Annotated in this window: 11 protein-coding genes and 1 pseudogene; all 12 read left to right on the forward strand. The window is 64.0% G+C overall.

The window, feature by feature from the left end; all coding sequences use genetic code 11:
- Positions 1 to 31: 31 nt before the first annotated feature.
- Positions 32 to 1,705 carry a serine/threonine-protein kinase gene (locus tag HGK27_RS08910; RefSeq protein WP_206240211.1) on the forward strand — a complete coding sequence of 558 codons (1,674 nt, stop codon included), beginning with the start codon at positions 32 to 34 and terminating at the stop codon, positions 1,703 to 1,705.
- A 12-nt stretch (positions 1,706 to 1,717) separates the two neighbouring features.
- Positions 1,718 to 2,707: a type VI secretion system-associated FHA domain protein gene (locus tag HGK27_RS08915; protein ID WP_206240212.1), complete on the forward strand. Its 990-nt coding sequence runs from the start codon at positions 1,718 to 1,720 to the stop codon at positions 2,705 to 2,707.
- On the forward strand, positions 2,707 to 3,447 hold the full coding sequence (locus HGK27_RS08920; RefSeq protein WP_206240213.1) for a PP2C family protein-serine/threonine phosphatase: 741 nt from the start codon (positions 2,707 to 2,709) through the stop codon (positions 3,445 to 3,447). Before HGK27_RS08915 ends, HGK27_RS08920 begins: the two co-directional genes overlap by 1 nt.
- A 395-nt stretch (positions 3,448 to 3,842) precedes the next feature.
- On the forward strand, positions 3,843 to 4,763 hold the full coding sequence (locus HGK27_RS08925; protein WP_241126956.1) for a HEPN domain-containing protein: 921 nt from the start codon (positions 3,843 to 3,845) through the stop codon (positions 4,761 to 4,763).
- A gap of 163 nt (positions 4,764 to 4,926) precedes the next feature.
- A pseudogene (locus tag HGK27_RS08930) lies at positions 4,927 to 6,945 on the forward strand (conjugal transfer protein TraG).
- Positions 6,923 to 7,357: a CopG family transcriptional regulator gene (locus tag HGK27_RS08935; protein ID WP_241126958.1), complete on the forward strand. Its 435-nt coding sequence runs from the start codon at positions 6,923 to 6,925 to the stop codon at positions 7,355 to 7,357. Before HGK27_RS08930 ends, HGK27_RS08935 begins: the two are co-directional and overlap by 23 nt.
- Positions 7,354 to 8,385 carry a P-type conjugative transfer ATPase TrbB gene (trbB, locus tag HGK27_RS08940; RefSeq protein WP_206240214.1) on the forward strand — a complete coding sequence of 344 codons (1,032 nt, stop codon included), beginning with the start codon at positions 7,354 to 7,356 and terminating at the stop codon, positions 8,383 to 8,385. Before HGK27_RS08935 ends, trbB begins: the two co-directional genes overlap by 4 nt.
- Complete coding sequence (locus HGK27_RS08945) at positions 8,382 to 8,729, forward strand: TrbC/VirB2 family protein (protein ID WP_241126960.1); 348 nt, start codon at positions 8,382 to 8,384, stop codon at positions 8,727 to 8,729. The genes trbB and HGK27_RS08945 overlap by 4 nt, the downstream gene beginning before the upstream one ends.
- Positions 8,726 to 8,998: a VirB3 family type IV secretion system protein gene (locus HGK27_RS08950; RefSeq protein WP_206240215.1), complete on the forward strand. Its 273-nt coding sequence runs from the start codon at positions 8,726 to 8,728 to the stop codon at positions 8,996 to 8,998. The genes HGK27_RS08945 and HGK27_RS08950 overlap by 4 nt, the downstream gene beginning before the upstream one ends.
- Positions 8,992 to 11,418: a conjugal transfer protein TrbE gene (trbE, locus tag HGK27_RS08955; RefSeq protein ID WP_206240216.1), complete on the forward strand. Its 2,427-nt coding sequence runs from the start codon at positions 8,992 to 8,994 to the stop codon at positions 11,416 to 11,418. The genes HGK27_RS08950 and trbE overlap by 7 nt, the downstream gene beginning before the upstream one ends.
- Before the next feature lie 33 nt (positions 11,419 to 11,451).
- Positions 11,452 to 12,189: a P-type conjugative transfer protein TrbJ gene (trbJ, locus tag HGK27_RS08960; RefSeq protein WP_206240217.1), complete on the forward strand. Its 738-nt coding sequence runs from the start codon at positions 11,452 to 11,454 to the stop codon at positions 12,187 to 12,189.
- A gap of 151 nt (positions 12,190 to 12,340) precedes the next feature.
- Positions 12,341 to 13,657: a P-type conjugative transfer protein TrbL gene (gene trbL / locus HGK27_RS08965; RefSeq protein WP_206240218.1), complete on the forward strand. Its 1,317-nt coding sequence runs from the start codon at positions 12,341 to 12,343 to the stop codon at positions 13,655 to 13,657.
- Position 13,658 lies beyond the last annotated feature (1 nt).

Raw genomic sequence — 13,658 nt, forward strand, 5'->3', positions numbered from 1 at the left:
CGCTGACGGTCGACGGGGGGCCGGAGGGCATATGCAGCAACTTGGCCGTTATCAGATTGCAGGGCGCCTGGGCGAAGGCGCGATGGCGGACGTCTTCCGGGCGTTCGATCCCGACATCGGGCGCATGGTTGCGATCAAGGCGCTGAAGTCCGACTACCGGCGCGATCCGGAACTGAGCGCACGCTTCCTGCGCGAAGCCCGCGCCGCCGGGGCGCTGACCCATCCCCATATCGCCACGATCTTCGATGTCGGCGAGATCGACGGCATTCCCTACATCGCCATGGAGCTGGTGGAAGGCAAACCGCTCGACGCTGTGCTGCAGGCGCAGGGCCGCATGCCCTTCGAGCGTGTGCTGACGTTGGGGCTGCAACTGGCCGAGGCACTGGCTTTTGCCCATGCGCGCGGCATCGTCCACCGCGATGTGAAGCCTTCGAACATTTTGATTTCCAGCGATGGGCTGACCGCCAAGCTGCTCGACTTCGGCGTGGCCCGAATGGATGAGGGCGATGGCACCGGTCAGGATCGCCTGCTGGCCCGCACCATGGCCGGGCAGATCATCGGCACCCCGCGCTACATGAGCCCCGAGCAGTGTCTGGGCCTGCCGGTGGACCAGCGCGCTGATCTCTTCTCGCTGGGCGCGGTGCTTTACGAGATGGTGGCGGGCACGGTGGCCTTCGATGCCACGGGGTTGGCCACGCTGGCGATTCAGATCTCGCAGGACAAGATCGCGCCGATCGAGCGCAGCGCTGCCGATTGCCCGCTTGGCCTGCGCCAGATCGTCGACAAGCTGCTGGCGAAAAAGCCCGAGCAGCGCTTTGCCGATGGCGCCCAGCTGGCTCAGGCCCTGCGCCGCGAGATCGCAGCGCTTCAGGCCGACGAGGGCACTGTGCGGAAGGGCCTGTCGATCCGCATCAAGCTGCCGCTAGCGCTTGTGGGCATTACGCTGGCCGCGCTGCTGTTGTGCATTTCGGCGATGCTCAGTCGGCAGCAGCATGCTCTTGAGCATATGGCGGTGACTTCGGGTGAGACGATCGCCACCTTCGTCAGCAAGAATGCCGCCGTGCTGCTGGCAGACAATGCCGGATTGCCCGCCGATCAGCAGGATTGGGCGCCGCTTCAGGCTTTCGTTGCCGCAGCCGGTCAGGAAGGTGGCGTGAAGGACATTGTGGTGGTCGATGCGCAAGGCATGGTGCGTGCGGCCAGTCAGGCCGGGCTGGTGGGCCAGCACTATCGCCCGGTGACGGGCGAGATGGCGCTGGAGTCATCGGGCCATGCGGCGGTCACCGATGTACCCGGGCGCGGATCGCTGCGCTTTATTCGCTCGATCCATTATGCGGGGGCCGATTTCGGCAAGATCGACATGCTGGTGCCGCGCACCGCGCTGGATGAGGCGGTGGCCAATGCGCGCATGCTGCTGATCGCTCTGGCCGGTGTCGTGCTGGCGGTGGTGCTGGCGGTCGGCTATCTGAGCGGCGCTCTGGTGGCGCGGCCCCTACGACGCCTGCAGCAGGCGCTGCAGGAGGCGGGCGAAACAGGCTTTGCCCTGCGCATTTCGCACAATCGCCGTGATGAGTTCGGCGCGGCCTTCACCGCGTTCAACCACTTGGCCGAGACCATCGAGCCACAATTGGGCGGTCTGCCCGATGTTGCGGCGCCCGCGCTCGATGCGACCTGCATCCAGCTTCCCCCCCGTCAGGCGGCGTAAGGAACGCGGGCGATGTATATGTTGCAGCTCTTCACCGAGGACAGCGCCATTGAGCCGGTCGATGCGCGGCTGCTGCGTGATGGCACCATCACCATCGGCCGCGGCGCGACCTGCGATTGGCCGATCAACGATCCGGAACGCGCCCTCTCGCGTGAGCATTGCGAGCTTTCCGCGCTGCCCCATGGGTTGATGCTGCGCACCACCGGCGCCAATGGCGTCTTCGACGATGCCACCGGCGAGCGGCTTCCCGATCTGGTCGATGTGCCGGTGGCCGTGCCCGCCACCTTGCGGATCGGCGGCTTTCGTCTGGCAGCCACCCACGCGCTATTGACTGACCAGGATCAGGTGGAGGACCGCACCATGGTGCTGACCCCGCCCATCGGCATGTCCGCCGCCGTGCCGACCGATTGGGAGGACGCCTCTTTCTCGCTGGCCAGCCAGAGCGAATCGCTGATGGAGGCCTTTTGCCGGGGCGCGGGGCTCGATGCCTCGATGCTGTCCGGCGACGATCCGGCGCTGGTGATGGAGCGCGCCGGGGCGATCTATCGCCAGATGGTGCTGAGCATCGCCGATCTGATGCGTGAGCGCGAGCAGGCGCGGCGGCGCTACAATCTGGCGCGCACCACCATCAGCGGTTCGGGCAACAATCCCTTCAAATGGGCGCCGACGCAGCGGCTGGCGGTCGATCTGCTGCTCTCGGAGATCGGCAGCTTCCTCTCCGGGCCCGAGGCGATTGCCAATTCGTTGCAGGATGTGAAGCGGCATCTGATCGCCACCTTCGCGGGGTTGCAGGCCTCGCTACATGAGGCGGTCGATACCTTCGATCCCCACGCCGTGGCGGCGGCGACCGAAGGCAAGGGCGGCCTGCTCAAGAGCCAGCAGGTGCTGCAGATGCGCGAGGTGCAGGAGCGCCACGCCGATCTGCGCCGCCAGCTCGATGGCGCCGAAGGCTCGCTCGAACGCGCTTTCGTCAACGCCTATGCGGCGGCGGAGCAGAGTTGATGAGCGAAACGTTCGCCCGGCCCGAGGCGCAGGCTAGACCCGCCTGCGCCTCCGCGGCGCGCAGTCATGTGGGGCATGTCCGCAAGATCAACGAGGATCGGCTGCTTGATTGCCCGGAGCGCGGCTTGTGGGCCGTGGCCGACGGGATGGGCGGCCTTCATGGCGGCGATGTCGCCGCCGAATTGGTGATCGGTGCCTTGCGCCAGCTGGTCCGTCAGCCTGACACCATTACGGAGCCGATGATCCTGGAGGCCCTGCACAAGGCCAATGCCGCGATCCTGGCGCGCGGGCATGACGTGGGCTGCACCATCGGTTCCACCGTGGTTGTGCTGCATCTCGCGGGCGATCAGGGCACCTTGTTTTGGGCGGGCGACAGCCGCGCCTATCACCGCACTCAAGGCGCATGGGTGCAGGTGACGCGCGACCATAGCGTGGTGCAAGAGCTGGTGGATGCCGGGCTGATCGATGGCGATCAGGCGCGCCGGCATCCCAAGGCGCATATCATCACCCGGGCATTGGGGATCACGCAGGAGATCGATATTGCGCAGGAGACGCGCATTGTAAGCTTGGGTGATTGTATCCTTCTATGCTCCGATGGCTTGACGCGCATGCTTAATGCGCAAGGTTTCACGCTGGACACTGACATTCGGGCAGCTGCGGATGCCTTGCTGAGCGAAGCGCTGCACCTTGACGGTTCGGACAACATCAGTCTCATCCTGACCGAGCGGACTTCGGGCTGAAATGCCCCAGGCCTATCTGCCTTTTTTTTCGGGTGAACATCGTGATAGCCGCCATGCGGGTCGAGAGCTTTATCACCTCTGCTCATGATCGCTAATGGCGGTTTGCTGGTGGGACTTGCGCTTTACGCGCCGGTAAGGTCGTAATTTTAAGGTCAGTAGCCTTGGTGCGGGCTGCCTGCGTGATCGTCTTCCAATAACTTCGTGACGATCACCATACGGATCAAGGATTCGTAAGTGAACCTTCGATGTAGCCTTTGAATTTTGCCTCAGGGAGGGGGCCGCTCTTAGCGGGCGGACATAAGTCCTCGTATGGTGGCAACGTCAAAGGTGTGTGACACCCACCACTCAACTTGATCGTGCTTGCCAACGGCGCGATTTCGAGCAAGAATCCCAGAATGCGTAACGATATCGGCCACCTGCCCACAGTTCAGCAAGACGAACTGGACCGGACAAAGCAAATTCTGATGTCCGAGTTTGCCAAATCTATCGACGGCGGAAGTCAGCCGTGGCGGAAGAGCGGGCGCGTCCTCAAAATAATTTTATTCGGCAGCTATGCGCGCACCGATTGGGTCGACGAGCCAGAAAACGGCTATCAGTCAGATTTCGACCTGCTGATCATCGTCAGCCACCCCAAGCTCACCGATATCGCGGACTACTGGTACATCGCGGAGGACAAGATCCTTCGGGATGAGGCGATCGGTCGCCCGGTGAATATCATCGTGCATACCCTGGAGGAGGTGAATCAAGGCTTGGTGCGTGGCGAGTATTTCTGGGTGGACATCGCTCGCGACGGCGTCGTGCTGTATGACTTACCTGGAAATGCTTTGTTGCCTCCGAAGCCAGCAACCGCCGCAGATGCATATGAAATGGCGGGAAAATATTTCCGCAAGAAGTTGGCCGCCACCAACCGGCTTCTAAAGTTGGCCAGCGTTGCGATGGCCGAACAAGATGATGATCCTGATTGGCTCTTAAATGCTGCCTTCAATCTGCATCAGGCTGCTGAGACTGCCTATGCGTGCTTTCTGCTGGTCCGGACGCTCTATTTCCCTCGCTCCCACAACATCAAGTTTCTGCGCTCTATCGCGGAAGATAACGATCCTCGCCTGATCGAGGTATGGCCACGGACTGAGCGGATCGACCGCCGTCGCTTCGAGTTGCTGAAGCGCGCCTATGTCGAAGCTCGTTACGTGGACAGCTATGAGATCTGTTTAGATGATGTCGAGGCCCTTGCGAAAACCGTGCATGACCTCCGCGATATCGTAGAGCTAGTCTCCAAAGAACGACTCGAAATCCTGCGAAAGGATGCCGGGCTCTGAGCTCTTGTTTCTAGCTCGCTAACCTTCCCGAAAAAGCGGTGCGTCCGGTTATACGTTCCGATTTGTCCGCATTTGACCACATCTGGCACGTTCATTCCTAGGAGCGTTTCGCAGAGTCTGAGCCCGTCCTCGCCGATCCCGTTCGGCGGGAGGGAGGCTCACCATGACCCCGACCAAGCTGCTGCTCGGCCAGATCCTTGTTGTGTTCGCGATCGTGATCGCGGGCGTCTGGTGCGCAACCCAATGGGCCGCGCGGATGCTGGCCTATCAGCCCGAACTGGGGCCGCCGTGGTTCTTCCTTCACCATCTGCCCGTCTATCATCCGTGGTCGCTCTTCCCGTGGTGGTATCATTTCGATGCCTATGCACCACATGTCTTCTCGAAGGCTGGCATGCTGGCCGGCGCCACTGGCATCTTCGGGTTTCTGGCTGCGGTCTTCGGTTCGCTCTGGCGGGCCCGGCAAGCCAAACGGGTCACGACCTTTGGCTCCGCGCGCTGGGCGACCAACCGCGATATCCAGAAGGCAGGCCTCTTTGGCGACCATGGCCTTATGCTGGGGCAGCGAGCCGACAACTATCTGCGCCATGACGGGCCAGAGCATGTCATGGCATTTGCCCCGACCCGCTCGGGCAAGGGCGTGGGCCTGGTCATCCCGACACTGCTCACCTGGACTGGCTCCACAGTCGTTCATGACATCAAGGGTGAGAACTGGACGCTAACTGCCGGATGGCGCGCCCAATTCTCCCACTGCCTGCTGTTCAACCCCACGGATCCGGCCTCTGCCCATTACAATCCGCTGCTGGAGGTCCGCCGCGGCATCAATGAGGTACGCGACGTCCAGAACATCGCGGACATCCTCGTCGACCCCGAGGGAGCGCTGGAACGCCGGAACCATTGGGAGAAGACCAGCCATTCGCTGCTGGTGGGCACCATCCTCCATGTCCTTTACGCGGAGGAGGAGAAGACGCTCGCCCGCGTCGCCACCTTCCTGTCTGACCCCCAGCGGAATTTCGTCTCAACGCTGCAGCGGATGATGACCACCAATCATCTGGGCGACGCAGAGCGCCCGATGGTTCACCCGGTTGTCGCCTCGGCGGCCCGCGAGACCCTGAACAAAAGCCCGAATGAACGATCCGGCGTGCTGTCGACGGCCATGTCCTTCCTCGGGCTGTACCGTGATCCCACTGTCGCCGCCGTCACCTCCCGGTGCGACTGGCGCATTGCCGATCTGATGGAAGGGGAGCGCCCTGTCTCGCTCTACCTTGTCATTCCTCCCTCGGACATCAGCCGCACCAAGCCGCTGATCCGCCTGATCCTCAACCAGATCGGTCGCCGCCTGACCGAAAAGCTCGAACAGTAGGGGGTCGCGATGCGTCACAAGCTCCTGATGATGCTCGACGAGTTTCCGGCGCTGGGCCGCCTGGATTTCTTCGAGACCAGCCTCGCCTTTATGGCCGGCTACGGCATCCGCGCCTTCCTGATCGCCCAGAGCCTCAACCAGATCGAGAAGGCTTATGGCGATCACAATTCCATTCTCGACAATTGCCATGTCCGTATTGCCTTTGCGACCAATGACGACCGGACGGCCAAACGCCTGTCCGACACGCTGGGCACGACGACCGAGCAGCGCGCCATGCGCAACTATGCCGGGCACCGCCTCGCGCCCTGGCTGGCCCACGTCATGGTCAGTCGGCAGGAAACCGCCCGCCAGCTACTGACCCCCGGTGAGGTTATGCAGCTGCCGGCCGACGAAGAGCTGGTGTTGGTCTCCGGCCTGCCACCGGTCCGCGCGGAAAAGCTGCGCTATTTCCTCGATCCCAATTTCATCGAGCGCGTCCTGCCTGCGCCGCGCCCGCAGCCCGGGCCATATGCCGATCGTTCCGCTGCGCGCCCTGACGACTGGGCCGGTCTGGTGCGGGGAGCGGACGCCCGACTGTATTCCGAGACAGGCGAAGAGGACGACGAGGATGGCGGCATGCAGCAGCAGCCCCAGGCCGATCTTCCCGAACAGGCGGTGCCCGAGCAGCCCGATGTCGAACCTGTCGAGGTTGTCAGCCAGGCCGAAGATGACAACGTCCCCGCAGACAAGCGTGCCATGGAGCAGGCTCAACAGTTGAACCCCGTATCGCGCGGATATGCCCTCGATGAGAGCAGCCCGGATGCCCAAGTCCTTGGGCTTTGAAGCGGCCATGATCCAGCGCCACAACCTCTATCTCGACCAGCAGGTCAGTGATGCGCTCAACGCCCTGGCCAAGGGTGAGGGCGGCAACAAGAGCAAGATCGTCAATGACGCGCTGCGGGACTGGCTCGGGCGCCGGGCAACGAAGGAGATCGACGATCTTCTCAAACCCCGGCTCGACCGCATGTCCCGTGAGATCGCGGGTGCCCGCCGTGACATCGATGTGGTGCTGGAGAGCCTGGCTTTGTTCATCCGCTACCAGTTGACCGTGACTTCGCCTTTGCCCGAGGCGGATGCTGCCGGGCGCGCCATTGGCCGCGATCGCTTCGAGGCCTTTGTGGCTCAGGTCGGCCGCCAGATGGCCGGCAATGCCCGCACCCTGGCGCCTAAATCTCCGGATGGAGAGCGGTCATGAGGGAAGGGCAACCCGACACCTCGGCAGAACGCCGCCGGGCCATGCTGCGCAGCGCCATGGGCTCTGACATCGCCGACGCGCTGGCCGATCCGCTGGTGGTGGAGATTATGGTCAACCCCGATGGGCGGCTCTGGCTCGACCGCTTGGGGCAGGGGCGTGTCGATACCGGCATGCTCTGCGAGGCGGCGCAGACCGAGCGGATCATTCGCCTGGTCGCCAGCCATGCACGCGGGGAGGCCCATGCCGATGCACCGATCATCTCGGCAGAGCTGCCGCCGCATGGGGAAGGGGCGGGGGAACGGTTCGAAGGACTGCTGCCCCCCGTCACCCGCGCGCCCTGCTTTGCCATCCGCAAACCTGCGTCGCGCATCCATCGCCTCGCCGATTATGTCCGTGACGGGATCATGGATGAGGCTATGGCGCAGACGCTGGCCGAGGCGGTCGGCGCGCGCAGCAACATCCTGGTGGTAGGCGGAACCAGCTCGGGCAAGACCACGCTGGCCAATGCGCTCCTGGCAGAGATGGCCCACCTCGAAGAGCGGGTCATCCTGATTGAGGACACGCGCGAGCTGCAATGCGCCGCGCCCGACACCGTAGCCCTGCGGACGCGTCCTGGCGGCAGGGATGGAGCCGGTGTCACCATGGCCGATCTGGTGCGCTCGACCTTGCGCCTGCGGCCAGACCGCATCGTAGTGGGCGAGATCCGGGGCGCCGAGGCTCTCGATATGCTCAAGGCCTGGAACACAGGCCATCCCGGTGGCATCGCCACGGTGCATGCCAACAGCGCTGCCTCTGCACTCCATCGCATCGAACAGCTGGTGCAGGAGAGCGTCGCCACCGTGCCGCGCGCCCTCATCGCCGAGGCGATCGACCTCATCGTCTTCATCGCCGGTCGCGGCCATGCCCGCCGTGTCGAAACCGTCCTGCGCGTCAACGGCCTTCGGGCTGACGGCGCCTACGACCTCGTCGCTCGCGCGCGAGACACCCCGCCTGAACCGTCAGCTCACAACCAAGGACATCAGTCATGACCAAACTGAAGACCACCTTTGCTCTGCGCCGCCGTGATCCCGTCACGCTTACGGGCGTCGCCATCGCGCTGTCGCTGGCATTGTCCGGCGCGGCATCCGCCTCGGGCACCGGCATGCCGTGGGAGACGCCGCTCAATAATATTCTGGAATCCGTGCAGGGGCCTGTGGCCAAGATCATCGCGGTGATCATCATCATCACCACAGGGTTGACCCTGGCCTTCGGCGAGACGGCGGGCGGGTTCCGCCGCCTGATCCAGATTGTCTTCGGCCTCTCGATCGCCTTTGCCGCGTCGAGCTTCTTCCTCTCCTTCTTCAGCTTCGGCGGTGGAGCCCTCGTCGCGTGAACGACAATGGCTCCTCTCTCGAAGGCTTCGAGGCGCCGATCCATCGGTCGCTTACCGAAGCCATTCTGCTGGGAGGAGCCCCTCGCGGTCTGGCCATCGTCAACGGGACGTTGGCCGCCGCGTTGGGGCTCGGGCTCCAGCAATGGATCGCAGGGCTCGCGGCCTGGGCGATCGGGCACACGTTGGCGGTCTTTGCCGCCCGCCGTGATCCCGATTTCGCGCCGGTGCTGATGCGCCACCTGCGCCAACGAGGATATTTCACATGCTGAATTTGCGTGAATATCGCAGCCGTGCTGACCGGCTGGCCGATCATCTACCCTGGGCCGCGCTGGTGGCGCCGGGGGTCGTGCTCAACAAGGATGGCAGTTTTCAGAAGACCCTGCGGTTCCGGGGCCCCGACCTGGAGTCCGCGACGCAGGCCGAACTGGTGTCGATCAGCGCCCGCGCCAACAATGTGCTGCGTCGCTTCGGTTCCGGCTGGGCGCTCCATATTGAGGCCCAGCGCCGTGACGCGCTGTCCTATCCCGCGAGCAGCTTTCCCGATCCCGCTTCCTGGCTGGTCGATGAGGAGCGACGAGGGGAGTTCGAGGCCGAGGGCAATCATTTCGAGAGCCAGACCTATCTGACGCTGACGTTCCTGCCGGCACCGGATCAGACCGAGCGGGCAGGGCAGGCGCTGCTTGAGCGCCCCGATGAGGTCGTGGGGCGCGACTGGCGCCAAGCTCTCGCGCTGTTCGAAGTCGAGTGCAGCCGCGTGCTGGATCTGCTGGGCGGCTTTATGCCCGAGATTGCCCCGCTCGATGATGAGCAGACGCTGACCTATCTGCACTCCACCATCTCGACCCGGCCGCATCGCATCGCTGTGCCCGAGATGCCGATGTATCTCGACGGGCTGCTGGTCGATACGCCGCTGATCGGCGGGCTCGAACCCATGCTGGGCGCGCAGCATCTGCGCAGCATCACCATTCTTGGATTTCCTGGCAGCAGCCAGCCCGGCATGCTGGACGCGCTCAACCATCAGGATTTCACCTATCGCTGGGTCACGCGCTTTATCGCGCTCGACAAGACCGAAGCGACCAGGGCGCTGACCAAACTGCGGCGGCAATGGTTCAACAAGCGCAAGTCGGTCACCGCCATGCTGCGCGAGGTGATGTACAACCAGCCGGTCCAGCTGATGGACAGTGATGCCGACAACAAGACGGTCGATGCCGATCTGGCGCTTCAAGCGCTGGGCGGGGATCATGTCGCTTTCGGCTATCTCACCACCACCATCACCGTGATGGATGCCGACCGTAAGCGGGTCGAGGACAAGGTCCGCGCCGTGGAGCGCGTCGTCAACGGCCTGGGCTTCACCTGCATCCGCGAGACGCTCAACGCTGTGGAGGCCTGGCTCTCGAGCCTGCCGGGTCAGGTCTATGCCAATGTCCGCCAGCCGCTGGTCCATACGCTCAACCTCGCCCATCTCATGCCGCTCTCCTCGGTCTGGGCCGGACCTGCCCGCAACGATCACCTCGACGGGCCGGCGCTGCTGCAGGCCCGCACCAGCGGATCGACGCCCTTCCGCCTCTCCACCCATGTCGGTGATGTCGGCCATATGATGATCGCCGGCCCGACCGGCGCAGGCAAATCGGTGCTGCTCGGCCTGATCGCCCTGCAGTTTCGACGCTATCCCGACAGTCAGATCTATATCTTCGACAAGGGCCTGTCCGCGCGCGCCGCTGTGCTGGCCTGCGGCGGGTCGCATCACGCCCTCGGGCTGGGCGGGGGAGAGGAGGGCACCATCGCCTTTCAGCCCCTGCGCCATATCACCCGGCCCGATGAGCGGGCGTGGGCGGCCGAATGGATCGGCGCGCTGCTGGCCCATGAGAAGGTGCTGGTCACCCCCGAGATCAAGGAGATGGTCTGGTCGGCGCTGACGAGCCTTGCCACGGCGCCCGCTCCCGAGCGGACGATGACCGGGCTCACCATGCTGCTTCAGTCCACCGTGCTACGCTCCGCCCTGGCGCCCTATACGCTGGACGGGCCATTCGGGGCCTTGCTCGACGCTGCACGCGATGACCTCGCCCTATCGGATATCCAGTGCTTCGAGACCGAAGCCCTGATGGGGCAGGCGGGCGTGATTGCGCCTGTGCTGACTTACTTGTTCCACAGGCTGGAGGCCCGCTTCACCGGACGGCCCACCTTGCTCATTCTCGATGAGGCATGGGTCTTTCTCGACCATCCGCTCTTTGCTGCCCGCATCCGCGAATGGCTGAAGGTGCTGCGCAAGAAGAATGTCTCGGTCGTCTTCGCGACCCAGAGCCTGGCCGATATCGCGCAGAGCACCATCGCCCCTGCGATCATCGAGAGCTGCCCGCAGCGCATCCTGCTCCCCAACGACCGTGCGATCGAGCCCCAGAGCCGGGCAAGCTATGAGCGCTTCGGCCTCAACAGCCGCCAGATCGAGCTGATCAGCCGGGCCAGCCCCAAGCGGCATTATTATCTCCAGTCCTCACGCGGCAATCGTCTGTTCGAGCTGGGCCTCGGCCCAGTCACCCTGGCGCTGGTCGGATCTGCCGATCCCGAGATCCAGCGCATGATCGACCGCCTGCAGGCCGGTCCGCCCTCCAGCAGCTTTGCCGCCGACTTCCTTGCCGAACGCGGCCTGCCCTGGGCGGCTGCCCTGCTGGAGAAGCACTCCGGCGCCTGATCCCACAACCACTCACGCTGAAGGAGAAGTTTCATGTTTTCTGCTTCGTCTCGCCGGCATCATCGCCTTGGCGCCGCACTGGCCCTCGCTGCCACCTCCATGCTGATCGCCAGCCCCGCTCACGCCCAGTTCGTGAGCACGGTCTTCGATCCCTCCAATTACAGCCAGAACATCCTGACCGCAGCCCGCACCCTGCAGCAGATCAACAACCAGATCACCATGCTGCAAAACCAGGCCCAAAGCCTGATCAATCAGGCCAAGAACCTCACCACCGTCGCGTTTCCCGAACTGTCCGCGATCAGCCAGACCATCAATCAGGTGAACCAGCTGATGGGGCAGGCGCAGAGCATCGAGTTCAAGGTCGCCAATCTCGACAGCCAGTTCAAGACGCTCTTCCCGACCAGCTTCAACCAGGCGCTGACCGGGAGCCAGCAGGTGGCAGCGGCACGCACGCGGCTCAGCAGCCAGATGTCGGCGTTCCAGCAGACCATGACGGTGCAGGCGCAGATCACCGAAAACATCACCGCCGACACCAACAATCTGGCCTCTCTCTCCAACCGCAGCCAGAGCGCCCAGGGTTCGCTTCAGGCGCAGCAGGCCACCAACCAGCTTCTGGCCCTCATCGCCAAGCAGCAGCTCCAGCTCCAGACCATGATGGCCGCCCAGTATCGCGCCGAGGCGCTTTATCAGGCCGGACAAACCCAGTCCGTGACCGATGGGCAGGACGCCACCATCAAATTCCTCGGTTCCGGCAAGGCCTATAACCCCTGAGGCCCTGCCGATGAGCGGCGGCGTTCATGGTGTCGCCGCCGTCAACCTGCCGCGGGGTCTGGATCCGCGCCTCCCCGGACCTCGCGGCCTTTTTTCGCAGCGGATTGTCGAGCGCGCCAGCGCCGCCGCCCCCTCGCGCAGGACAAGGCCCATGGAAAACCTCAACATCATCGATGATTTTCTGAGCACCTTCTCGACCTATCTCGACAGCGGGCTCGGCCTGCTGGGCGGTGACGTCCATGCGCTGGGCAGCATCCTGATCGGCATCGATGTGACGCTGGCCGGCCTGTTCTGGACGCTCGGCGGTGAGGACGATGTGCTCGCCAAATTCATCCGCAAGATCCTCTATGTGGGCGCCTTCGCCTATATTATCGGCAATTACGCCGCGCTCTCGACGATCATTTTCAAGAGCTTCTCGCAGGCAGGACTGACTGCCGGCGGCGGGACCATCACCGCCGACCAGCTCCTCAAACCCGGGCGCCTCGCTGGAACGGGGTTCACGGCCGCGTGGCCCCTGCTGGTGCAGGCGAGCAAGTCGCTGGGCTTCAGCAACTTCTTCCAGAATTTCCTGACGATATCGGTGCTGCTGACCGCCTGGATCATCGTCATCATCTCCTTCTTTATCCTCGCGGTTCAGCTCTTCATCACCATCCTGGAGTTCAAGCTCACCGGGCTGGCCGGTTTTATCCTGGTCCCCTTTGCGCTGTGGAACCGCACCAACTTCCTGGCCGAACGCGTGCTGGGCAATGTGGTGACCTCAGGGATAAAGGTCATGGTGCTGGCCGTCATCGTCGGCATCGGATCGACCTATTTCGGTCAGTTCACTGCTGCCCTTCAGGGCCAGGAGCCCGACATCGGGCAGGCCATGAGCCTGGTGCTGGCGAGCCTCGCACTGCTGGGGCTTGGGATTTTCGGCCCGACGATCGCCAGCGGCCTCGTCGCGGGCGCCCCCCAGCTTGGCGCGGGCTCCGTCGCAGCGACCGGTGCGCTGGTGGCTGGCGGTGCTGCCGCTGTCGCCGGTGGCGGCATGGCTGTGGCAAGTTCTGTCGGCGGTGCAGGCCTCGGTGCCATTCGTGCTGGCACCTCAATGGGGCCAGCAGCCTTCAAGGCCTATCGCGCCGGTCAGGCCGATGCGGGAGCCAGCACCGTCAGCGCCGGCATGGCCGGCATCTACAATGCTGCGCGCAGCAAAATGGCCGAAAGCGCCGCCAAGGGCAGGGAGGCTGCTTCAGGCACCGGCCCAGAGAAGGCGAGCGGGCCAACGACCGCCGCGCCGAGCGGCGAGGGCGGAAGGTCCGCACCCCCGGATGCTGGGGAGGGCACTGCCGATGCCGCACCACCCTGGGCCCGCAAACTCCAATCCGAACAGAACGCCCGTCATCGCCAGCAGATGATCACGCACACCGTGCAGTCGGGAGATCAGGGCGGTGCTGGCGCCAATCCCGACATCGATGAAAAGGAGGATTGAT

Source organism: Novosphingobium terrae, from assembly GCF_017163935.1.
Lineage (GTDB): Bacteria > Pseudomonadota > Alphaproteobacteria > Sphingomonadales > Sphingomonadaceae > Novosphingobium > Novosphingobium terrae.

Bases quoted from the DNA above. Each gene is read 5' to 3' on its own strand.
- HGK27_RS08920 (WP_206240213.1), top strand. From the start codon at position 2,707: ATGAGCGAAACGTTCGCCCGGCCCGAGGCGCAGGCTAGACCCGCCTGC.
- HGK27_RS08935 (WP_241126958.1), top strand. From the start codon at position 6,923: ATGCCCAAGTCCTTGGGCTTTGAAGCGGCCATGATCCAGCGCCACAAC.
- trbJ (WP_206240217.1), top strand. From the start codon at position 11,452: ATGTTTTCTGCTTCGTCTCGCCGGCATCATCGCCTTGGCGCCGCACTG.
- HGK27_RS08915 (WP_206240212.1), top strand. From the start codon at position 1,718: ATGTATATGTTGCAGCTCTTCACCGAGGACAGCGCCATTGAGCCGGTC.
- HGK27_RS08925 (WP_241126956.1), top strand. From the start codon at position 3,843: ATGCGTAACGATATCGGCCACCTGCCCACAGTTCAGCAAGACGAACTG.
- HGK27_RS08910 (WP_206240211.1), top strand. From the start codon at position 32: ATGCAGCAACTTGGCCGTTATCAGATTGCAGGGCGCCTGGGCGAAGGC.
- trbE (WP_206240216.1), top strand. From the start codon at position 8,992: ATGCTGAATTTGCGTGAATATCGCAGCCGTGCTGACCGGCTGGCCGAT.
- HGK27_RS08945 (WP_241126960.1), top strand. From the start codon at position 8,382: ATGACCAAACTGAAGACCACCTTTGCTCTGCGCCGCCGTGATCCCGTC.
- trbL (WP_206240218.1), top strand. From the start codon at position 12,341: ATGGAAAACCTCAACATCATCGATGATTTTCTGAGCACCTTCTCGACC.
- trbB (WP_206240214.1), top strand. From the start codon at position 7,354: ATGAGGGAAGGGCAACCCGACACCTCGGCAGAACGCCGCCGGGCCATG.